Annotated in this window: 22 protein-coding genes; 19 read left to right on the top strand and 3 right to left on the bottom strand. The window is 43.1% G+C overall.

Annotation, left to right across the window (positions count from 1 at the left end; all coding sequences use genetic code 11):
* Nucleotides 1-247 precede the first annotated feature (247 nt).
* Nucleotides 248-793, bottom strand: coding sequence for a hypothetical protein (locus ACTWQL_RS03430; protein ID WP_443141013.1), 546 nt, complete (start codon nucleotides 791-793; stop codon nucleotides 248-250).
* A complete protein-coding gene (locus ACTWQL_RS03425; protein ID WP_443141012.1) occupies nucleotides 784-1,299 on the bottom strand; it encodes a hypothetical protein in 516 nt (171 codons plus the stop codon). Before ACTWQL_RS03425 ends, ACTWQL_RS03430 begins: the two co-directional genes overlap by 10 nt.
* Before the next feature lie 119 nt (nucleotides 1,300-1,418).
* On the opposite strand from ACTWQL_RS03425, the gene flaG reads away from it, so the two are divergent.
* The 5 genes from flaG to ACTWQL_RS03400 all read left to right on the top strand — a co-directional run bounded on the left by flaG (nucleotide 1,419) and on the right by ACTWQL_RS03400 (nucleotide 4,508).
* Nucleotides 1,419-1,769, top strand: coding sequence for a flagellar protein FlaG (gene flaG / locus ACTWQL_RS03420; protein WP_443141011.1), 351 nt, complete (start codon nucleotides 1,419-1,421; stop codon nucleotides 1,767-1,769).
* Nucleotides 1,770-1,787: 18 nt separating this feature from the next.
* Nucleotides 1,788-3,332 (top strand): flagellar hook-associated protein 2, encoded by a 1,545-nt coding sequence (locus ACTWQL_RS03415; protein ID WP_443141463.1) that lies wholly within the window; start codon nucleotides 1,788-1,790, stop codon nucleotides 3,330-3,332.
* Between the two features lie 35 nt (nucleotides 3,333-3,367).
* Complete coding sequence (gene fliS, locus ACTWQL_RS03410) at nucleotides 3,368-3,769, top strand: flagellar export chaperone FliS (protein WP_443141010.1); 402 nt, start codon at nucleotides 3,368-3,370, stop codon at nucleotides 3,767-3,769.
* Nucleotides 3,769-4,119, top strand: a complete 351-nt coding sequence (locus ACTWQL_RS03405; RefSeq protein WP_443141009.1) for a hypothetical protein — start codon at nucleotides 3,769-3,771, stop codon at nucleotides 4,117-4,119. Before fliS ends, ACTWQL_RS03405 begins: the two co-directional genes overlap by 1 nt.
* A gap of 134 nt (nucleotides 4,120-4,253) precedes the next feature.
* A complete protein-coding gene (locus ACTWQL_RS03400) occupies nucleotides 4,254-4,508 on the top strand; it encodes a hypothetical protein (protein ID WP_443141008.1) in 255 nt (84 codons plus the stop codon).
* Between the two features lie 56 nt (nucleotides 4,509-4,564).
* On the opposite strand, the gene ACTWQL_RS03395 is transcribed toward ACTWQL_RS03400, so the two are convergent.
* The gene (locus tag ACTWQL_RS03395; RefSeq protein WP_443141007.1) at nucleotides 4,565-5,710 is read right to left on the bottom strand and encodes an amidohydrolase; all 1,146 of its coding nucleotides are present in this window, start codon (nucleotides 5,708-5,710) and stop codon (nucleotides 4,565-4,567) included.
* 199 nt (nucleotides 5,711-5,909) lie between these two features.
* Here ACTWQL_RS03395 and ACTWQL_RS03390 point away from each other — a divergent pair, with 199 nt between their 5' ends.
* The 14 genes from ACTWQL_RS03390 (at nucleotide 5,910) to prfB (ending at nucleotide 20,860) form a co-directional block, all read left to right on the top strand.
* Nucleotides 5,910-6,371 (top strand): Lrp/AsnC family transcriptional regulator, encoded by a 462-nt coding sequence (locus tag ACTWQL_RS03390; protein WP_443141006.1) that lies wholly within the window; start codon nucleotides 5,910-5,912, stop codon nucleotides 6,369-6,371.
* A gap of 68 nt (nucleotides 6,372-6,439) precedes the next feature.
* A complete protein-coding gene (locus tag ACTWQL_RS03385) occupies nucleotides 6,440-7,501 on the top strand; it encodes a M42 family metallopeptidase (RefSeq protein ID WP_443141005.1) in 1,062 nt (353 codons plus the stop codon).
* 14 nt (nucleotides 7,502-7,515) lie between these two features.
* Nucleotides 7,516-8,364 (top strand): M55 family metallopeptidase, encoded by an 849-nt coding sequence (locus tag ACTWQL_RS03380; protein ID WP_443141004.1) that lies wholly within the window; start codon nucleotides 7,516-7,518, stop codon nucleotides 8,362-8,364.
* Between the two features lie 26 nt (nucleotides 8,365-8,390).
* Nucleotides 8,391-9,317, top strand: a complete 927-nt coding sequence (locus ACTWQL_RS03375; RefSeq protein WP_443141003.1) for an ABC transporter permease — start codon at nucleotides 8,391-8,393, stop codon at nucleotides 9,315-9,317.
* A 2-nt stretch (nucleotides 9,318-9,319) separates the two neighbouring features.
* Nucleotides 9,320-10,261, top strand: coding sequence for an ABC transporter permease (locus ACTWQL_RS03370; protein ID WP_443141002.1), 942 nt, complete (start codon nucleotides 9,320-9,322; stop codon nucleotides 10,259-10,261).
* A gap of 11 nt (nucleotides 10,262-10,272) precedes the next feature.
* Nucleotides 10,273-11,292, top strand: a complete 1,020-nt coding sequence (locus ACTWQL_RS03365; protein ID WP_443141001.1) for an ABC transporter ATP-binding protein — start codon at nucleotides 10,273-10,275, stop codon at nucleotides 11,290-11,292.
* Entirely contained in the window at nucleotides 11,289-12,248 is a 960-nt protein-coding gene (locus ACTWQL_RS03360; RefSeq protein WP_443141000.1) for an ABC transporter ATP-binding protein, read from the top strand. Before ACTWQL_RS03365 ends, ACTWQL_RS03360 begins: the two co-directional genes overlap by 4 nt.
* Before the next feature lie 16 nt (nucleotides 12,249-12,264).
* Nucleotides 12,265-13,869 carry a peptide ABC transporter substrate-binding protein gene (locus tag ACTWQL_RS03355; RefSeq protein ID WP_443140999.1) on the top strand — a complete coding sequence of 535 codons (1,605 nt, stop codon included), beginning with the start codon at nucleotides 12,265-12,267 and terminating at the stop codon, nucleotides 13,867-13,869.
* An 88-nt stretch (nucleotides 13,870-13,957) separates the two neighbouring features.
* Complete coding sequence (locus tag ACTWQL_RS03350) at nucleotides 13,958-14,323, top strand: DUF3899 domain-containing protein (protein WP_443140998.1); 366 nt, start codon at nucleotides 13,958-13,960, stop codon at nucleotides 14,321-14,323.
* A 28-nt stretch (nucleotides 14,324-14,351) separates the two neighbouring features.
* On the top strand, nucleotides 14,352-14,954 hold the full coding sequence (gene pcp, locus ACTWQL_RS03345) for a pyroglutamyl-peptidase I (RefSeq protein ID WP_443140997.1): 603 nt from the start codon (nucleotides 14,352-14,354) through the stop codon (nucleotides 14,952-14,954).
* A 178-nt stretch (nucleotides 14,955-15,132) separates the two neighbouring features.
* Nucleotides 15,133-15,330, top strand: coding sequence for a cold-shock protein CspD (gene cspD, locus ACTWQL_RS03340; RefSeq protein WP_443140996.1), 198 nt, complete (start codon nucleotides 15,133-15,135; stop codon nucleotides 15,328-15,330).
* 382 nt (nucleotides 15,331-15,712) lie between these two features.
* Nucleotides 15,713-16,288: a ribosome hibernation-promoting factor, HPF/YfiA family gene (gene hpf / locus ACTWQL_RS03335; protein WP_443140995.1), complete on the top strand. Its 576-nt coding sequence runs from the start codon at nucleotides 15,713-15,715 to the stop codon at nucleotides 16,286-16,288.
* Between the two features lie 704 nt (nucleotides 16,289-16,992).
* Nucleotides 16,993-19,500, top strand: coding sequence for a preprotein translocase subunit SecA (gene secA, locus ACTWQL_RS03330; RefSeq protein WP_443140994.1), 2,508 nt, complete (start codon nucleotides 16,993-16,995; stop codon nucleotides 19,498-19,500).
* A gap of 258 nt (nucleotides 19,501-19,758) precedes the next feature.
* A protein-coding gene (gene prfB, locus ACTWQL_RS03325; protein WP_443140993.1) for a peptide chain release factor 2 occupies nucleotides 19,759-20,860 on the top strand; the annotation gives its coding sequence in 2 pieces (ribosomal slippage) (nucleotides 19,759-19,830 and nucleotides 19,832-20,860; 1,101 coding nt in all).
* Nucleotides 20,861-21,045: the final 185 nt, after the last annotated feature.

The raw sequence follows: 21,045 nt of genomic DNA, 5'->3' as shown, positions 1-21,045 counted from the left end.
CAGCAGCCAAGCTCCTGTCTCGAAAGAGTGGAGAAGGTTCAACGACTAGAGAACACGGTCTAAAGCATAAAAGCTATGACTATGAATCTCGTAGGGCAGAAATAACTGTTCGAAGTGCCCAGCCCCTGACAAAGGGTGAAGATATAGTCTATTCTATGATTGAAAGACATAGCGGCGAAGCAAGCCAACCAACAACCACAAGGAGTTCTTCAACTTCTTCGTTAATCAATTTCAAATTATGGTCGTCTCAATCGAGGCGGCCATTTTTACGTAACTCTGAAACTTTATATACAATAGACCAATAACTTCTGTTTAAACTTTTGGCTATATCTTTATCCTGCATTCCTGATTGTTTCAATGTAATAATTCTTTTAATTTCTCCATAACTGTAATTCTTATGGTTATCTGAAGAGCTTATTTGAATAGTTATATTGTTTCCGTATTTTTTGTATATACGATTAGATATGGATTCAATTTTCTTCTCGATATTTGTTTTATAATTCATTGAAGGTATGCCATTTGTATAAGGTTCTATTATTTGTAGAAATTTGTGAACTTCCTTTACTTTATTAATCTTTAATAGTGATTCATGGCCATGAGGGTGGCTAGAAACTACAAAATTCGTATTAAATAAGTTATTAATATGATTTGCTAGTTTATGATTCTCCTTTCTCTTAAAATTCAATGTGGATATAGTTATACCAGGAGTACAATAAACGATTTTTTTGTTTTTATTCAATCGAGTTGTTATTGAAAGACTCCCATCATCTAGGTAAAGCGTAGTTAAAAACATAGGATGCTTACATTTACTGAGGAAGTTATCAGTGAGGACTTTTTTGAACTACCGTTATAGAGGTCATTTCTTAAACGGGTGAAGTAGGAGTGACTGCCTGAGCGAAGAAAATTTCCGTTTATTCTAAAACCTAAATTTTCTAGTTGGGATAATTTCCATTCTCTATAATCTCTTTGGGACTCACCAAAATGTTCTTGATAAGCAAAACTAATACTCCGTTGAGCTCCTCTACTAATGTATCCATCTCCTAGTAAACTCCCATAGAGTAATTGCTCTTGTACAAAAGTTGGAGAAAAACTAGGGATGTTTTTCTCATACCACTTTCTTCTGTTCGTGACTAACTGATTTTTAAGTTCATTTAAGTAATTTTCATTTTTGTAAACATGATTTTTCTTTGCAATGGTCCTTACTTTAAATTCAGAGAGGTTTAAATACTTAGCCACCTTCTCTGTACTTTCAAAAGGAAAATACTTTTTAATATATGCAATCATTTCATTATCATCCATAACAAAATCCTCCTTCAAAGTAAGAACATATGTTCCGTTTAATTATATCATATTTCCCTTAAGTTTATGATTTTTTAACCGATAAAAAAGATAGAGATAAGTTAATAGGGGGAGCGGTTATGAGTGTAGGGAATGTCAGTTCATCTTCTTCGGTTTTTCCGAAGCAGGATGGTAGATTAGAAGCTCAACATGCTGAGAAACGATCTGAGCAGAAAGAAAATCACAAAGAACAGGATGTAATTTTAACAAAACAAGATCTACAAGAAAAAGTGGAGAGCATGAACGACTTCTTAGTACCTACACATACGTCATTGAAATTCGAACTCCATGAAAAGTTAGATCGATATTATGTTCAGGTGATCGATGACAAGACAAAAGAGGTTATTAGAGAGATACCGAATAAAAAGTTTTTGGATATGTATGCGGCGATGGCGGAGCTTGTGGGGATTGTCGTAGACGAAAAAATTTAGAGGTGAAATGGAATGGACATGCGAATTGGTGGTCTAGCCAGTGGAATGGACATTGATCAGCTCGTCAAGGATCTGATGAAGGCAGAACGGATTCCTCTTGATAAAATGAATCAGGACAAACAGCTGCTTGAGTGGAAGCGTGACGACTATCGTGAAATGAATAAATTGTTAAAAGATCTCGATCAGTTTATTTTCGATGGAGTGTTTCGTCAATCGACTTTTTTGTCGAAATCTACAGTAAGTTCGAATGAATCAGCAGTAACAGCGACGGCTGGAAATGATGCTTCAGCGACGAGTACGAATATTGATGTTTTGAGTTTAGCAAAAGCAGCCACGTTCAGTTCAACAAATGGAGTCATTGATACAACTAGCGGGACAAATGCTGATACACTTTTGAAAGATGTTGTTTTTAGCGATCCTATGGATGCTACAACGATTAGTGCACCTTTCACTCTAAGCTTAAGTGTAATGAAACCAGGTGAGTCTGCAGCAAGCCCGATTACATTGGACATTGACCCTTCAACAGATTCGATTAATGATGTTATGGCTAAAATCAACTCCCATACTTCATTAGGTGTTTCAGCATTCTATGATCAAGCGACCAATAAAGTCGTTCTCACCATGAAGAACACTGGTAAGGATGCTTCGATTGAGATTGGGGATGATACAACTTTAGATTTCTTTAATGCTCTAGGTTTCAGTAATGCTACTTCAGGCACAGAGCTTTCTGGGAAAACATCCGGAGAAGACGCCTCATTCAAAATCAATGGTTTCCAGACGTCTCGTTCATCCAACACTTTTTCGATCAACGACGTCACTTACAACTTGAAACAGGTGGGTTCGGCGAACATCTCTGTCACGCAGGATACGGATTCCATTTTCGACTCGATCGTCAAGTTCGTTGATAAGTACAATGAGACGATTGAGAAGATCAATGGCGAGATTGGTGAACAGCGGTATCGTGATTTCCAGCCTTTGACCAAAGAACAGCGAGAAGGTATGGAGGATCGTGAAGTCGAGCTTTGGGAAGAGAAGGCGAAGAGCGGGATGCTCCGTGGTGATACGATTTTATCAGGCGGATTGAATGCGATGCGCTCAGGTCTTTACTCTCAGGTTACTGGAGCGAACGTGTCTTCTGACTATAATCAGCTTGCGCAAATCGGAATTACGACTTCAAGCAATTATCGCGATGGTGGGAAACTAATTATCGACCCGGATAAGCTCAAAAAAGCGATCCAGGATGATCCAAATGCCGTTTATGAGTTGTTCATGAGTAAAGGAACAACAACCAGTGAGCAGGGAATTGCGCGCCGTCTTCGTGACTCGATTGCAGATACGATGGACAGGATTGAATCAAAAGCAGGGAACGCGTTAAAAACGAACCAGCAGTTCACGATGGGGCGTAACTTGAACGATCTCGACTCACGGATCGACGATTTTGAACGGAAATTGGTCGGTATCGAGGATCGTTACTGGCGTCAGTTTACGGCAATGGAAAAAGCGATCAGCCGGATGAACCAACAGTCTATGTTTTTGATGAATCAATTTGGCGGCGGCATGTAAGCCGTGAAAACTTCTAAGGAGTTGTTTGATTGACCATGTCTTTGAACAATGCATACCAAACATATCAACAGAACTCAGTCGGAACAGCGTCTCCAGGTGAATTGACGTTAATGCTTTATAACGGATGCTTGAAATTTTTAAAACAGGCAAAGGTTGCGATTGAAGCTGGAAAAGTCGAAGAGAAAAACACGAACCTTTTAAAAGCCCAAAAGATCATCCAGGAGTTGATGGTGACGTTAAACACGGACGTTCCTGTCGGAAAGCAGATGATGCAGCTTTATGACTATATGAACCGCCGTTTGATCGATGCAAACGTTAAAAGTGACATTGCGATCATTGAAGAAGTCGAAGGTTTGACAGTGGAGTTCCGGGATACCTGGAAACAAGTCATCCAGCAAAATCGAAAAGCGAGTTATGGGGCAGGGGGCCAAGCGTAATGAGTGCGGTGCAGGAGTTGTTGGAGCACACGGAAAAGCTTTATGATCATGTAAAAAGGGGACTTCCTGAAGAAGAGCCGGATCATTACTTCGAAGAGCTGAATGAGTACATCGATTATCGGCAAAAATTGATTGAGCGGCTGACGGGGAATTACTCTTCTGAGGAAAAAGAGCTGGGAAAGCAGCTTGTTGAAATTAACAAGCTGATCCAGCCTTATCTGGACAATCAGATGCAGGAAATCAAAGGCAAGCTTATGAAAATCAGGACGAAACGGACGAACAATACGAAATATGCAAATCCTTATCAAGGAAACAGCGCAGACGGGATGTTCTTTGATAAGAGGAAGTAGGTCGGAATGTTAGCAATTGATCAGAAACATTTTGAAGTCATCAGGCAGTATGTGGATTTACTTGCAATTGTTGAAGAGGGTTTGAACATATTCAGGCAAAATATAAGTCAGGTCATTTTGAAGCCGGAGATCGTGTGCTTGGAGATGTGTTTCTCGCATTTTCACAATTCGAAATGGCGAACCAGACATTAGTCAAAGCTTTTGGGAAAGACGTGATTTTACAAGAAGTTCAGATGTTCAGCTCAATCATTGAAATCGTCGAAGAGCTCGAAGTGAACTTTCATAATGAGGATTGTAAAAAGGGCATCGTTTTATCGAAGTTGATCCCTGCATTCTCCTCATGGAGTATCCTCATGCAAGCGAAATTTCAACCTTATTTACAGCACTAATATCATTTATACATACTAAATTAGGAGTCTGGAGGAATATCCAGACTCCTTTTCTATTATTCATTGTTATACACAATTTCCCCATTGATGATCGTGGTTTCCACACTGTTTCTTAAATCAAACGGATCTCCACTCCAGATAACTAAATCTGCGTCTTTTCCTTCCTCCAACGAACCGACTTGATCTTCTACCCCCAGGTGTTTTGCTGCTGTAAGGGTGATTGACTTCCATGCTTCGGTTTCGCTAAGTCCAAATTTTATAGCGTTTGCCACACTGGAAAGGAGGTATTCGATGCCAACAACGGGGTGATCGGTCGTAATCGAAACAGGAACACCGGTTTCAGCTAGGACTTTCGGAGTGTGCCACCCTTTTTCGGAAAGTTCGATTTTGGACCGCGTTGACATTGTCGGCCCAACTGATACATGGAATCCGTGCGAAGCGACATATTCTGCAATATGGTGACCTTCTGTGCAATGTTCGATTGTGATCTCGATATCGAATTCTTTAGCGAGCCTGAGCAAGGTGACGATATCATCTGCACGATGGGCATGAGCGCGCAACGGAATTTCTTTTTGAAGCACTTTGCATAGATTTTCGAGTCCAAGATCAAAGTCGGGGTCTTTTCCGTTCTCCTTTTTCTCCAAGTATTGCTGGGCTTTCCGCATCTCTTTGCGGAATAAGGCGGCGATGCCCATTCGTGTGACAGGACCTTTTCCTTTGGTTCCATGCAAGCGCTTGGGATTTTCTCCGAATGCGGCTTTCATACCGGAAGGATTACGAATCACCATTTCATCGACAATCGTACCCATGGTTTTCATAGTGACCATTTCTCCACCTATGACGTTGGCGCTTCCTGGTAGTACCTGGACAGTGGTGACACCTGCTTTTCTTGCATCTTCAAACCCTTTTTCCCTCGGATTGATTCCATCGATCGCCCGCACCTCTGGAGTAATCGGGTCACTCGTTTCATTGAAATCATGCCCGATGTTTCCAATACCTTCTTCATGGACGCCTAAGTGCGTATGTACATCTATCAGCCCAGGACTTATCACCTTATCTTTCGCATCAATGATTTTTACATCGTCGTTTTCATATGTGAAATGCCCGACCTTTTCAATTTTCTTTCCTTTTATCAAGATTTTCCCGTCTTCGATGACTTCGCCTGTTCCAATAATGATGGTTGCGTTTTCAATAAGTAACATCTTTCTACACCTTCCATTCTTTTTTGATAAATATTTGAAAAACACTTGCGAAAAGAAAACTGAAAATTTATACTGTTTAAAAATTACTTTTTTTAATAGTAATTCATAAAATTTGTATTGTAAACAGTAATGTATATTGATCTTTAGTCCTATTTAAGCAACTAATCTATGAATATTGTACTGAAAGGAGTAATGGTTAATGGTTTCGATTCCTGAGAAAGAATTGATCGATGATCTCGATAAAAAGATCATCAAATCTCTCTCAAAGAACGGACGCATGTCATTCGCCGAGATTGCAAACAACCTTGATGTGACAGAAAAGACAGTCCGTACACGATATAACAATATGGTTGATAACGAGATCATCGAGGTTGTCGGAGTCGTCAATCCGATCTCACTAGGTATCAAAATGGCAGCTATCGTACAAATAAAAGTAGTCCCGCAATCTATTGATGAGGTCATCAAAGAACTTCAAGACATCCGGGTGATGCGCTATATCACGACCACTTCAGGAGATTATCAGTTACTCGCTCAAATGAATGTGCGGGATTATGAGGAATTGACAGAGACGATCAAGAAAGTCCATCGGATTCCGAGCATTACATCTACGAATGTCCTGATCCAAATGGATGTCCATAAAAACACATTCGAGTACATTTAGTAGCCTATAGGTGGCTACTTTTATCGATAAAATTCAGAAGAATCTGAATATAACAGAAGGGGTGGATCATGTTAGAAACTTTGAAAACATTGACAGAACTTTCGGGTCCTTGTGGCTATGAACAACCTTTGACAGCATTCATCAACGAAAAAGTTGCTGAATATTGTAATCAAGTCCATGTAGACCCAATAGGAAATGTGACTGCGAGACTCAATGGTAAGAAGCCTGGACCGAGGGTGTTGGTGACTGCTCATATGGATGAAGTTGGATTCATCGTAAAAAAGATTGAGCAGAGTGGGCTGATCCGTTTCGAGAAACTTGGCGGACATGATGATCGGATCCTATTGGCGCAAAAAGTCACAGTGAGGACAAAAAGCGGTCCACGTCTAGGAGTGATTGGGACGATTTCCGCCCATTATAAAAAGTTTGATAACCCTGATAGAGTAAGAGACTTCCGTCAGCTTTACATAGATGTCGGAGCTAGATCACTGGAGGAAGTTTCTGAACTTGGGATAGAGGTAGGAGACCCGGTTACATGGGCATCCACACTCGAGCACCTTGGTTCTGAACAGACTGGGAAAATTGTAGGAAAGGGTTTCGATGACAGGGCTGGGTGTGCAGTGATGATTGAATTGCTAGAAGACTTGCAAACTCGTGATTTTGCTGGTGAATTGATTGCACTCTTTACAGTTCAAGAGGAAGTTGGTTTGAGAGGAGCAAAAGTTGCATTATCCGATTTGGAATTCGATATCGCGATTGCACTAGATACGACTGCAGTGAGTGATACGCCTGAAGATGTGATGGATGATAGTCTCAAGCTTGGTGAAGGAGCAGGCATAAAGATCATGGATGCCAGCTTGCTCGCCCACCCAGCAGTCAAAGACAAGCTTGTCGAATTGGCAAAAGAGCATTCGATACCTCATCAGCTTGAGATTTTCACTGGAATTGGAACAGATGGTGGGGCTGTCACCTTAGCTAATAAGGGTGTGCCGACTGGCGTATTGTCTATTCCTTCAAGAAATGCCCATTCACCAGTGGAAGTGATCGATTTGAATGACCTTGAAGCAGTCAAACGTATTCTATTTGAATTTATCCAGGATTGTTCTGAGGAAACAACATTCCAATTTTAAAAGGGGAGAAAGCTATGAAAATTTTCATTTCAGCCGATATTGAAGGGATTTCTGGAGTCGCCACAAATGTTCAGCTCAAGAAAAACGATGAGTATCAGCGATTCAGAAAGCTGATGACGCAAGAAGTCAACGCTGCGATTGAAGGGGCATTCAAAGGCGGGGCGACAGAAGTTGTGGTTGCTGACGGGCACGGAAACATGTCCAACATCTTTATCGAGGATCTGGATGAAAGGGCTCGTCTTGTTTCGGGTAACAATCGGGTGATGTGTCAGCTGCAAGGATTGGATGAGTCATTCGATGGTATCATGTTCATCGGTCATCACGGCCGAGAAGCGGGTTCCGAGAGGACGACGATCAGTCACACACTCGCCGGGATTTGTGTCGGGGAGATGAAGATCAATGGAAAAGTCGTCGGTGAAACAGAGATGAATGCAGGAGTTGCAGGTGATTTCGATGTTCCGACGATTTTGATTTCAGGCGATGATGCTTATGTGGCTGAGGTGAAAGAGACGTTGCCTGACGTCGAGGCAGCAGTTGTCAAATTCGGGATTGATCGCTTTGCAGCAGAGTTGATTCCACCGAAACGGGCACGCAAGATCATTGAAGAGAAAGCTGAAGCTTCTGTAAGACGGATCAACGAATTCAAGGCTTATAAAGTTGAAGGTCCGATTACTTTTGACATTGAATTCAAAGGTTCCCAACAGGCGTTGATGACAACGACGATTCCATCAGTTGAACTTACCGGGCCAAAATCGATCCGCTTCACATGTGACGATTTTGTGACCGCCTATAAACATATGTGGGGTGTTGTCATCATTGGGATGGCTGCAACGAATGGAGTCCTCGGTCACGCAAATGCCTAACTTTTCACCAGGGAGGGAGTAGGGACTTGTATATTATCAAACGGATTTTCACCATGCTCGTCACCATCTGGGTTATCACGACGATCACATTCATTATCATGCATTCGATCCCAGGTGATCCATTCGCTTCTGATGCAGATGTACTTCCTGCAGATGTTTTGGAGAACATGAGGGCTAAGTTCAATCTGGACGAGCCATTGCCTGTACAGTATCTCTTATATTTGAAAAATTTAGCGATGTTTGATCTGGGGCCGTCTATCCAATCCGAAACAAGAGATGTCAACACATTGATTGCTGATGGTTTTCCTGCTTCTGCTGTACTTGGGATCCAATCTCTTGTGATTGCACTTATTTTCGGATTGATCTTAGGGATCATCGCAGCGTTGAATCATAACGGCATCATCGATTATTTGACGATGACATTTGCGATCATCGGCATCTCGATCCCGAGTTTCATCCTTGCTCCACTTCTGATCAAATATTTCGCTGTCGATTGGGGTTTGTTACCGGTAGCGTCATGGGGGACTTGGTTCCATACGATTTTGCCTTCGCTTGCACTAGCTACCGCCCCTTTAGCGATCATTGCAAGGTTCATGCGATCGAGCATGCTGGAGGTCATGAATCAGAACTATATCAAAACGGCTGACGCAAAAGGGTTGAGTACCACTGGAATCGTCATCAAGCACGGCGTACGTAATGCATTGATTCCAGTCATTTCGTTTATCGGACCGCTTGCCGCTTTCTTATTGACTGGTACCTTTGTCATCGAAAAGATCTTCGCAATTCCTGGGATCGGTAAATATTTTGTCGACAGTATTTTCAATCGCGATTTTCCAGTGATACTGGGGACTACGATCTTTTTCAGTACGATCCTGATTATTACTTTATTTCTAGTTGATATCTCATATCGTATTGTCGACCCGAGAATCAAGTTAACGAGCAAGGGGGATTGAACATGATTGAACAGAAAAATGAAGATGTTTTCCGCCCCATTGATCGGAGTAAGTTCAAACCTGATGAAATCGTCCGTCCTAGTATAAGTCAGTGGAAAGATACCGCCCTCAAGATTTTGAAAAACAAGCTTGCTGTCTTAGGGTTGGTTTTACTCGTGATCATCACCTTTTTTGCGATATTCGGACCGCAAATGAATCCTTATAATTACTCGGATCAGAGCTTGACTGGGAGAAACCTTGCCCCTGATGGAGACCATTGGTTCGGTACCGATTCACTTGGAAGGGATATGTGGACAAGGACGTGGTATGGAGCACGGATCTCGTTGACGATCGGAGTCGCGGCTGCACTTATCGATTTGATCTTAGGTCTTCTTGTCGGTGGAATATCCGGTTACATGGCGGGCAGAGGGAAATTCGGTGACCGTGTCGACAGCATTTTGATGAGGATCGTTGAAATTTTATATGGGATTCCATACCTTCTTGTTGTTATTTTGCTGCTTGTCGTCATGAAGCCAGGGTTATGGACGATCATCATAGCGCTCTCGATCACAGGTTGGGTAGGAATGGCCCGGATCGTAAGGGGGCAGATTCTCCAGTTGAAAGAACAGGAATATGTAGCAGCGGCTCAAAAGCTGGGTACGCCGCATCGAAAAATTATCTGGCGTCATCTCTTTCCGAATATGATTGGGATCATCATCGTTAATTTGACGTTTACGATTCCACAGGCGATATTCGCTGAATCTTTTCTTAGCTTCATCGGTTTAGGTGTACAGGCTCCGATTGCAAGCTGGGGTACGATGGCGAATGATGCACTCGGTGTTATTTTGACAGGACAATGGTGGAGGTTGTTCTTCCCCGGTTTCTTGATCTCACTTACGATGTTTGCATTCAATGTATTTGGTGACGGATTACAAGATTCCCTTGATCCGCAATCACGGGACTAAGGAGGGATACGATGGAACGTTTATTAGAGGTCCAGGAATTACATGTCTCTTTTAAAACCTACGGAGGTGAAGTGAAGGCCGTCCGTGGTGTGAATTTTCATATCAATCAAGGGGAAGTGCTTGCGGTTGTCGGGGAGAGTGGATGCGGGAAAAGCGTTACGGCACAGTCGGTCATGGGACTTTTGCCCAAAAAAGTGAGCCGGATCCGAAATGGCAGCATCAAGTTTGAAAGTAATGAAATTCTAGGTTTGTCGAAAAAACAAATGCAAAAGATCAAAGGCTCTAAAATTGGATTGATCTCACAGGATCCAATGACCTCACTTAATCCTACAATGAAAATCGGCAACCAAATCGCGGAAACGATCAAGAAACATACGGATTTAGAAAAAAATCAGATGAAAAACCGTGTCATTGAATTGCTGGGTCTTGTCGGTATACCTAACCCTGAAAGACGGTACAGCCAATATCCTCACGAGTTGAGCGGTGGGATGAGGCAGCGGGTATTGATTGCGATGGCGATTTCTTGTGATCCTCAGTTGATCATTGCTGATGAACCGACTACGGCATTGGATGTAACCATTCAGGCTCAAATTTTGGATCTGTTGAAGGATCTGCAAAAACGTCTTCAAACCTCCATCTTGATCATCACTCACGATCTTGGCGTGGTAGCAGAGGTTGCGCAGCGAGTGGCAGTCATGTATGCGGGCATGGTTGTTGAAAGCGGGACTGTAGAAGAAATTTTTGAAAATCCGAAACATCCCTATACATGGGGGCTTCTAAATTCTATTCCGAAATACGATCAAGGACAAAAAGAACGACTTATTCCAATAGAAGGAACTCCGCCGGATCTGTTCGCTCCTCCGAAGGGTTGTCCTTTTGCTGCGCGGTGTGACTACGCTATGGAGATTTGTGTCCAGGAAATGCCGGAACCGACAAAAGCTTCTGAATCCCATTATGCGAGATGTTGGCTGAATGACCCGAGGGCACCGTCAGTGGAAGAGTTGGTATCAGCTGGGAGGAATGAGCAATGACAGGAGAACAACTTTTAGAAGTGAGAAACGTCAAGAAACACTTTAATGTGGGAAGGAATCAATCCTTGAAAGCTGTCGATGACATTTCTTTTTCAATCAAAAAAGGTGAAACATTGGGTCTTGTCGGGGAGAGTGGCAGCGGAAAATCGACACTTGGAAGAACTGTCGTCGGTCTTCATAAAGCAACTGACGGGAGCATCATTTTCAAAGGGAAAGACACAAGCCAGTTGAAAGGGAAAGAAGCAAGGAAATTCAATAGGGATATGCAAATGATCTTTCAAGATCCCCATGCCTCATTGAATCCGAGAATGCGAATCATTGATATCATCGCTGAAGGCATTGATGCACACGGACTTTTAAAAGGAAAGCAGCGGAAAGAGCGAGTGTTTGAACTTCTTGAAAAAGTGGGGTTGAGTCAAGATCATGCAAAACGTTATCCTCACGAATTCAGTGGTGGCCAACGCCAAAGGATCGGAATTGCTAGAGCACTTGCTGTTGAACCAGATTTCATCGTTGCAGATGAACCGATATCTGCTTTGGACGTCTCAATACAGGCACAAATCGTCAATCTGATGGAGGATTTGAAAGACGAGGAAGGCCTGACGTATCTCTTTATCGCTCATGACCTGGGTATGGTGAAGCATATCAGTGACAGGATCGGTGTGATGTATCTCGGTAATATGATGGAGCTTGCTGAAAGTGATGCACTATTCGCTGACCCGCTTCATCCGTATACTCAGGCGTTGTTGTCGGCGATTCCGATACCGAGTCCGACTGCCGAACGGAGAGAACGGATCGTCTTAGAAGGGGATCCTCCAAGTCCGATCACCCCTCCGTCAGGATGCAGGTTTCGTACACGATGTCCGCATGCAATGGATGTTTGTGGCGAAATAACGCCTGAATGGAAGGAAGAAAAAGAAAATCACTGGGTCGCTTGTCATTTGTATAATACTTAAAACTGGGAGGATAATCATGAAAAAAAGCGTATTGTTCAGTTTGTTGATGGTTTTGGTGGTCGTACCATTCCTTACAGCGTGTAACGGAAACAGCGGTTCAGAAGGAGAAGTTGAACAAGAGATAACAGTGAACGCAAAGAGTGAACCGCCTTCATTGGATCCGGCTTTGGCCACAGATACGACTTCAGGATGGGTGCTCGATCATTTGTTTGAAGGGCTTTATACGAAAAGTAAGGAAGGGGAACCAGTTGCTGCACTTGCGGAGGATGTAAAAGTTTCAGAAGACAAAAAGGTGTATACGTTCACAATCCGGGACGCCAAGTGGTCGAACGGGGATCCTGTCACTGCAGGAGACTTCGAGTATGCCTGGAAACGGGTTCTTAATCCTGACACAGGAAGCTCATTCGCTTTCTATCTTTATTACTTGAAAGGTGCAGAAGCCTACAATAAAGGGGAAGGATCTGCTGAGGATGTCGGTGTGACTGCGGTCGATGAAAAGACGTTGAAGGTCGAACTGAAATCTCCAACGGGATTCTTTGAAAAATTATTGACCTTCTGGCCATATTATCCGGTCAATCAAAAGGTCGTGGAAGAGAATGAAAACTGGGCATCCGCTGCTGATGGATATGTCAGCAATGGGGCTTACACATTGAAAAGCTGGAAACATGATAGTGAGTTAGTGGCGGAAAAGAACGATGACTATTGGAACAAAGAGTCGATTTCCATGGAAAAAATCACATGGGCAATGGTCAACGATGCAACCACCTATTATCAAATGTACAAATCGGGAGAACTTGACCTGATCGATACCTTGCCGACGGATGTCATTGCACAAGAAAAAGATAGTGAAGACTTTAAAATCAAGCCTTACTTCGGAACATACATGTATATGTTCAATGTCGATAAAGAACCATTTACCAATCCAAAAGTGAGAAGAGCATTCGCGTTGGCAATCAATCGTCAAGCGATCACAGAAAACATTTCACAAGCTGGAGAACAGCCTGCGTATGCATTTGTCCCATATGGGGTGGAAGGTCCGAATGGTGATTTCAGAAAACAAAAAGAAAAATATTTTGATGAAAATGTTGAAAAGGCGAAACAGTTACTTGAAGAGGCGAAACAAGAGGAAGGATGGGACGAGCTTCCTCAGGTTGAAATGGTGTATAACACATCCGAGAACCATAAGAAAATCGCCGAAGGTATTCAAGAGATGTTGAAACAGAACCTGGGTGTCGAAGTGTCTCTTAATAACCAGGAGTGGAAAACATACCTTGATACGACGAAGCAAGGGAACTTCCAAATGGCACGGATGGGTTGGATCGGTATCTATGTTGATCCTACTCCGATTCTTGATTACTATCTAGGTGATAGTCCCAATAACCGGACAAATTGGGTGAATGAGAAGTATGATGATTTGATCGAAAAGTCGAAAGGAATCCAGGATGAGGCTGAACGGATGGAAGTCCTTCATCAAGCTGAAAGTGTCTTGATGGAAGATCTCCCATTCATGCCAGTATACTTCTACTCTCAAAACTTTTTGACTTCTGAGAAATATGAAGGTGTGGTATATCCGGTCAACCGTATGCCTGATTTACGTTGGGCAGAAAAAGTATCGAATTAATGATAGAAGATAGAGGCTGAATTCATGGGAAGTTACATATTGTGTCTTCCCATTCAGTCATTTACAAAGGAAAGGAAGAGGCAAGATGATGAGCTATATACTTTCCAGCATGACATCTATAGCAGTTTTGACCGTCGGATCGTTCTTCCTGGGGGCTGACAAGTTGCTGATTGTCAATTTTGCTTTTTTCTGGGGACTTATATGTATGACCGTCGGAGCTTGTTTTTATATTTTGCAGACAGGTTTTCTCGATTTGTTTTTTGAAGGATTTAAAAAGTTAAGTGCTGTGGCTGTACCGAAATCACGATCTTTAATTGAAACGGATAAACAGTTGAAAAAAGATCCTTCACTGAGGTCCTGGAAGCAATCTGTATTTTTGAAAGGGAAGAGCTTATTTTTAGGGATCGGTTCAGGGATGATGCTTTTTTCATTCTTATCACTGATTTTTGTTTAAGAAATTGTGAGGGAGGAGGTCATATATAATGAAGAAATTGTTACTTACTGGTTTTGAGCCTTTTTTGGATCATGGCGTCAATCCGACTGAATTGATTGTGATAAACCTTGATGGGAAGACGATTGGAGGATTCTCAGTTGTTGGTCGCGTCCTTCCAGTTGAATTTCATCGCTCTGCTGAAGTGTTGGTGGATCATGTGAGGGAGCTCGAGCCTGATGCGGTCGTTTGTTTAGGACTGGCTGCAGGGAGAGACAAGATCACCCCGGAACGTGTCGCGATCAACATTAATGACGGGGTACCTGATAACAGTGGGCGTAACCCGGTTGATGAAACGATCGTCGAGGACGGACCAGCTGCCTATTTTTCAACCTTACCGATTCGGAAAATGGTGAATGCTTTGCGGAATAGCAGGATCCCAGCCGAGATTTCCAATACAGCAGGTACCTATTTATGCAACAATGTCATGTATTCGTTGCTACATGTCTATGAGGGGAAAGGTGAAACCATTCCGGCTGGTTTTATCCATGTGCCCGCCTCATTCGAACTTTCAGTTGAAAATGGCAAGCTGCCAGGTTGGCCGCTCGACACGATTCAGAGGGCTCTGGAAATTGCGATCGGAGAACTAGAATGATTATTCAGATAACTTATGAACCCTAGGGGCAGTAAAGGAGTACTAAAGATAGTCGTCTGATAACTGGTCTATTTTTACTAAACATTTTCGGAATCTTGACTCTAAAGGTTGTCACGTTGTATACTCTAGGTGTGGAAATTCCACATGATTTTTTGAATACGAAAGGAATGTGAATTACATGCAAGGAAAAGTTAAATGGTTCAACGCAGAGAAGGGCTTCGGATTCATCGAAGTTGAAGGTCAAGACGACGTATTTGTACACTACTCTGCAATCGATTCTGACGGCTTCAAGACTCTTGAAGAAGGTCAGGAAGTTGAGTTTGAAGTAGTTGAAGGTAACCGTGGACCTCAAGCTTCAAACGTAACAAAGCTTTAATTCACATTCCTTTTTAGGGTTTGAATTAAAAGCAATTCCCCGTTTCTCACTGCGAGGAGCGGGTTTTATTTTTGCTTTCGGTTCAGATCAAAGCGGTAACCTCGATATAACCAACTTTTTACCTTCTTAATAATTCCTTTATATTGATTCTAAAGGCCTCTACACTTCTTCGGAAAAGATGTCGAAAAATGTTGTTAACATGTCAGATGGTTGACATGGATAAGGCGTTTTTTTCCTTTATATTCCGCTATTCTCTTATTTTCTCATAAATAGACTGAATTTTAAAAATTTTGTCATAATTTTTATTTTCTTTTCGTGTTTATGAAGGAATTGTTAAAGGGTATAGCGAAATATATATAAACACCGAAAGGAGGAGTCTCTCATGAACTTTAATATTCGTGGAGATAATATTGAGGTAACACCAGCATTGAGGAACTACTCGGAAAAGAAAGTTAGTAAGCTCGAGCGTTATTTTGATGGAACTCCAAACTCAGATGTTTACATCAACCTGAAGGTGTTCAATAACGAGCAGCTAGTGGAAGTGACGATTCCGATGCCAGGTTTGCTATTACGTGCTGAAGAATCTCACGATGACATGTATGCTGCCATTGATTTAGTAGTTGAAAAATTGGAAAGACAGATCCGTAAGCATAAAACGAAAGTAAACCGTAAATTCCGTCAAGGCGGTGCGATCAAATTCGCTTTCGCCAATGGAAATGGCAATGCAGCTCCTACCACAACCACACTTCTTGAGGAAGAAGAGGACGAGGATGAATTCCAGGTTGTCCGTAACAAGCGTTTCGATCTGAAACCGATGGATACGCAGGAAGCAATCCTTCAAATGGATATGCTAGGACACAACTTCTTCGTATTCTCACACGCAGAAAGCGGAGAAACAAACGTGGTCTACAAACGGAAAGACGGAAAATACGGGCTGATCGCCCCAGATATCGAATAAACAAATACCAAAAAAAAATGCTAAGACGTGGTCCGCGGACCACGTCTTTTTAAGTACTAATTTGCTCGGTGCCAGGCACGACAATTTCACCCTACTGCCGCAAGGGATGTGGGGAGGTGCCTGGCACCGTTCAGAAATCAAATGATACCAAGGGGTTCAAAACGGTGCCAGGTACATATTCAGAACCCAGGCGTACCAAGGGTTTCAAAATGGTGCCTGGTACACTTTAAGTGTGCGAAATTTGTAAGCGGACTATAGTCTGTTTGCGCCCGGTTTATGTTATTTGGTGGATAGGACATTTTGGCGTGGATGCTCATAAATTTGGAGGGTGTTAAAAATTTTGCGAGTTTGTGCGGAGCTTTTTACATGATTCGTCTTAAGTATTGGTAGTGTGTAGTTGGTTGTTTCCACTCCTACGTTGAGTTAATGAACAAAAAGTTGTTTTTCTCATATTCTCCTCATGTTCACCGCACCTCAGATCATTTCATCACAACTCGCATCTTCCACCTAACAAACCATCATTTTAACCGGATTGATCATCCATCACTTGAATTCCTTATCATGCCTTCCATCATATGCCTTAAACCCTTCAATGGTCATGCCTTGCATTCTTGTTCTTCCTCCTTCAAACTGTTAAAATAAAGCATGGACTATAGTTAGAAGATTTTTCAAAATATAGATGTGTAAATAGAGGTGCTTACTGCATGATGGGATTGTTAAAAAAGATGTTTTCTACTGGAAACGAGCGTCATATTGCCCGTCTTCAGAAATATGCTGACGAGGTTGATGCGCTTGGTCCAGAAATGGAAAAGCTATCGCATGAACAGTTGAAAGCTAAAACGGATGAATTCAAATCCCGCCTGGAAAAAGGCGAGACACTAGATGATATCTTGATTGAAGCGTTCGCTGTCGTTCGTGAAGCAGCCACACGCGTACTCGGTTTGCGTCCATATCCGGTACAGATCATGGGTGCGGTTTCTCTGCATGAAGGAAATATTTCAGAGATGAAAACCGGTGAAGGTAAAACGCTCGTCGCAACACTGCCTGTTTATCTGAACGCGCTTACTGGTAAAGGTGTTCACGTTGTCACGGTCAACGAATATCTGGCAGCACGTGACGCGGAGGAGATGGGTCAGCTTTATAACTATCTCGGACTTTCGGTTGGACTCAACGTTACTGGACTTTCAAAAGAAGAGAAAAAAGAAGCTTACAACGCTGACATCACGTATGCGACGAACAACGAGCTCGGATTCGACTACCTGCGTGACAACATGGTTTTATATAGGGAAGAAATGGTGCAGCGTCCGTTGAACTTTGCGATAGTCGATGAGGTTGACTCGATTTTGATTGACGAAGCGCGTACACCGCTGATTATTTCAGGTAACGCAGCGAAATCGACTGAGCTTTATCGAATCGCCAACCAATTCATCCACCAGTTGAAAAAGGATGAAGATTACACGTTGGATATCAAAACGAAGAACGTTCAGCTCACTGAAGAAGGAATGTCGAAGGCAGAAAGCTTCTTCCGGGTTGAGAACTTGTTTGATATCTCCAATGTTTCAATCAATCACCACATCAATCAGGCGTTAAAAGCGCACGTCATCATGCATCGTGATACGGATTATGTCGTTCAGGATGATGAAGTCGTCATCGTCGATCCTTTTACAGGACGTTTGATGGCAGGACGTCGTTACAGTGATGGATTGCATCAGGCGATTGAAGCGAAGGAAGGTCTTCAAATCCAGCGTGAGTCGATGACGCTTGCGACGATCACGTTCCAGAACTACTTCCGTATGTACAATAAGCTTGCCGGTATGACGGGTACGGCGAAGACGGAAGAAGAGGAATTCCGCAACATTTACAATATGAACGTTGTCGTGATTCCGACGAACAAGCCGATCGCGCGTATCGATAACGCAGATTACATTTATAAAACGCAAGAAGGAAAGTTCCGCGCGGTTGTCAATGAAATCGCGGAACGTCATAAAAAAGGTCAGCCTGTCCTGGTTGGTACGGTTGCGGTTGAAACCTCTGAGTTGATCGCACAAATGCTGAAGAAAAAAGGTGTGCCGTACAACGTGTTGAACGCGAAGAACCATGGGCGAGAGGCACAGATCATTGAAGATGCTGGTCAACAAGGTGCCGTTACCATTGCAACGAACATGGCCGGTCGTGGTACGGACATCAAGCTTGGCGAAGGTGTTATTGAGCTTGGCGGTCTTCACATCATCGGTACGGAGCGTCATGAATCACGTCGTATCGATAACCAGTTGCGTGGTCGTTCTGGTCGTCAAGGTGACCCAGGTTCATCTCAATTTTATATCTCGATGGAAGATGAATTGATGCGTCGATTCGCTTCTGATAATATGCTTGCGATGATGGATCGTCTAGGTATGGAAGAGGATCAGCCGTTAGAGAGTAAGATGGTCACAAAAGCGGTTGAGACGGCACAAAAACGAGTGGAAGGTCATAACTTCGACGCTCGTAAGCAATTGCTGCAATATGATGATGTGATGAGACAGCAGCGTGAAATCATTTACGCGCAGCGTGCTGAAGTGCTTGATTCAGAAACCCTTCGTGAAATCGTTGAACGTATGATCAAGTCGACAGTAGAACGTATCGTCGAGGCTCATACGCCTGAGGAAGAAGTTCCGGAAGATTGGGACTTGAAGGCGATCATCGACTATGCGAATGGTACGTTCATGCATGAAGGTGCTGTAACTGAAAAAGACATCAAAGGAAAAGAACGCGAAGAGATCATCGACGTGTTCATGGAAAAAGTGAAAGAAGAGTATGATCGCAAGGAAGCTCAACTTGATCCGGAACAAATGCGTGAGTTTGAAAAAGTCATTGTGCTGCGTTCTGTCGACCGTAAGTGGATGGATCACATCGATGCGATGGACCAGCTGCGTCAAGGAATCCATTTGCGTGCATACGGTCAAAACGATCCGTTGCGTGAATACCAGTTCGAAGGATTCCAAATGTTTGAAACAATGGTTTCAGAAATCGAAGAGGAAGTATCGACGTACATCATGAAAGCGCAGGTCGAACAAAACCTTAAGCGTGAAAAAGTCGCAGAAGGAAAAGCAGTTGACCCGAAAGCGCAAGAACAACAAAAGAAAAAGCCAGTCCGCAAAAGCACGGATGTGGGACGTAACGCACCATGCCCATGCGGAAGCGGCAAGAAATACAAGCACTGCCACGGTGCTTGATCATAAACTTTAACCAAAAGAAGGCTTGGCAACAGCCAAGTTTTCTTTTGCGTAAACATGTGTACCAGGCACGACAATTTAGCCCTTGCGCCCCAAGGGATTTGAGATGGTGCCAGGTACACTCGAAGAAGCCAGTCACAGCAAGGCTTTCAAAATGGTGCCAGGCACCGATCAGGAATGCAGTGGTACCAAGGGTTCTGATTCGGTGCCTGGCACCGTCTATAAGACATTTCATTTATATAAGGGAGATCGTGTGTTATGGAATTAGTTGAAATTAAGCAAGAGTTGTCAGCAATGGAGAAACGAATTCAAGACTTTAGGGGGTCTCTTTGACTTAGATCAGAAAGAGGCTCGTATTGCAGAACTTGAGGAACAGATGACAGCGGGTAATTTCTGGGACGATCAGAACAATGCTCAGACGGTCATCAATGAGGCGAACGGTTTGAAGAGTGTCGTCAATGAATTTAATGAGCTGTTCGAAACCTATGAAAACCTTGAAGTTTCCTATGAGCTAGTGAAAGAGGAAGAAGATGAAGATCTTCGCGCGGAGCTGGAGCAGGAGTTGAAAGAGCTTTCCACACAGCTTTCCGACTTCGAATTAACGTTGCTTTTAAGTGAACCGCATGATAAAAATAATGCGTTGCTCGAATTGCATCCGGGAGCGGGTGGAACAGAGTCTCAGGACTGGGCTTCCATGCTCCTAAGAATGTACACGCGTTGGGCTGAAAACAAAGGCTTCAAGGTCGAAACGGTCGACTACCTTCCTGGTGATGAAGCCGGCGTGAAAAGTGTCACGCTCAACATCAAGGGGCACAACGCTTATGGCTATTTGAAAGCGGAAAAAGGCGTCCATCGTCTAGTACGGATTTCACCGTTCGATTCATCAGGACGCCGTCACACTTCCTTCGTTTCATGTGAAGTGATGCCGGAACTGAGTGATGATGTTGAAATCGAACTCAAACCGGATGAAATCAAAGTCGATACGTATCGTGCAAGTGGAGCTGGCGGTCAGCACGTCAACACGACTGATTCGGCGGTGCGTATGACGCATATTCCAACGAATACGATCGTGTCATGTCAGACGGAACGTTCACAGATCAAGAACCGTGAACGTGCGATGAAAATGTTGAAGGCGAAGCTCTATCAAAAGCGGATTGAAGAGCAACAAGCGGAGCTCAATGAAATCCGTGGTGAGCAAAAAGAAATCGGATGGGGAAGTCAGATCCGTTCTTACGTTTTCCATCCATATAGCATGGCGAAAGATCACCGCACGAATGTGGAAATCGGAAACATCAATGCGGTCATGGACGGCGAAATCGATCCGTTCATCGACGCGTACCTGCGTTCGAAAATCAAATAATGTTCAAAAACAGGGATGGCTGATAAACGCCGTCCCTTTCCCATTTGCAGGAGAAATACCGCAGTGGTGCAGTATCAATCAAACGTTTGTTTGAATCGTTTAAAATCTTGTCGAATCCCTCTACATCAACGTTCTTGGTTTTAGCCGCAAAACGTCTTTCTAATCGCCTTTCAAATCGAACCTAT

Source organism: Pseudalkalibacillus sp. R45, from assembly GCF_052246725.1.
In the GTDB taxonomy this organism is placed as follows: Bacteria; Bacillota; Bacilli; order Bacillales; family Fictibacillaceae; genus Pseudalkalibacillus.
This window is presented reverse-complemented; position numbering and strand designations above follow the sequence as displayed.

What these genes read in the sequence shown, in the direction of transcription:
- ACTWQL_RS03430 (WP_443141013.1), bottom strand. Translation starts at nt 793, where the DNA reads ATGTTTTTAACTACGCTTTACCTAGATGATGGGAGTCTTTCAATAACA.
- ACTWQL_RS03425 (WP_443141012.1), bottom strand. Translation starts at nt 1,299, where the DNA reads ATGGATGATAATGAAATGATTGCATATATTAAAAAGTATTTTCCTTTT.
- flaG (WP_443141011.1), top strand. Translation starts at nt 1,419, where the DNA reads ATGAGTGTAGGGAATGTCAGTTCATCTTCTTCGGTTTTTCCGAAGCAG.
- ACTWQL_RS03415 (WP_443141463.1), top strand. Translation starts at nt 1,788, where the DNA reads ATGCGAATTGGTGGTCTAGCCAGTGGAATGGACATTGATCAGCTCGTC.
- fliS (WP_443141010.1), top strand. Translation starts at nt 3,368, where the DNA reads ATGTCTTTGAACAATGCATACCAAACATATCAACAGAACTCAGTCGGA.
- ACTWQL_RS03405 (WP_443141009.1), top strand. Translation starts at nt 3,769, where the DNA reads ATGAGTGCGGTGCAGGAGTTGTTGGAGCACACGGAAAAGCTTTATGAT.
- ACTWQL_RS03395 (WP_443141007.1), bottom strand. Translation starts at nt 5,710, where the DNA reads ATGTTACTTATTGAAAACGCAACCATCATTATTGGAACAGGCGAAGTC.
- ACTWQL_RS03390 (WP_443141006.1), top strand. Translation starts at nt 5,910, where the DNA reads ATGGTTTCGATTCCTGAGAAAGAATTGATCGATGATCTCGATAAAAAG.
- ACTWQL_RS03385 (WP_443141005.1), top strand. Translation starts at nt 6,440, where the DNA reads ATGTTAGAAACTTTGAAAACATTGACAGAACTTTCGGGTCCTTGTGGC.
- ACTWQL_RS03380 (WP_443141004.1), top strand. Translation starts at nt 7,516, where the DNA reads ATGAAAATTTTCATTTCAGCCGATATTGAAGGGATTTCTGGAGTCGCC.
- ACTWQL_RS03370 (WP_443141002.1), top strand. Translation starts at nt 9,320, where the DNA reads ATGATTGAACAGAAAAATGAAGATGTTTTCCGCCCCATTGATCGGAGT.
- ACTWQL_RS03365 (WP_443141001.1), top strand. Translation starts at nt 10,273, where the DNA reads ATGGAACGTTTATTAGAGGTCCAGGAATTACATGTCTCTTTTAAAACC.
- ACTWQL_RS03360 (WP_443141000.1), top strand. Translation starts at nt 11,289, where the DNA reads ATGACAGGAGAACAACTTTTAGAAGTGAGAAACGTCAAGAAACACTTT.
- ACTWQL_RS03355 (WP_443140999.1), top strand. Translation starts at nt 12,265, where the DNA reads ATGAAAAAAAGCGTATTGTTCAGTTTGTTGATGGTTTTGGTGGTCGTA.
- ACTWQL_RS03350 (WP_443140998.1), top strand. Translation starts at nt 13,958, where the DNA reads ATGAGCTATATACTTTCCAGCATGACATCTATAGCAGTTTTGACCGTC.
- pcp (WP_443140997.1), top strand. Translation starts at nt 14,352, where the DNA reads ATGAAGAAATTGTTACTTACTGGTTTTGAGCCTTTTTTGGATCATGGC.
- cspD (WP_443140996.1), top strand. Translation starts at nt 15,133, where the DNA reads ATGCAAGGAAAAGTTAAATGGTTCAACGCAGAGAAGGGCTTCGGATTC.
- hpf (WP_443140995.1), top strand. Translation starts at nt 15,713, where the DNA reads ATGAACTTTAATATTCGTGGAGATAATATTGAGGTAACACCAGCATTG.
- secA (WP_443140994.1), top strand. Translation starts at nt 16,993, where the DNA reads ATGATGGGATTGTTAAAAAAGATGTTTTCTACTGGAAACGAGCGTCAT.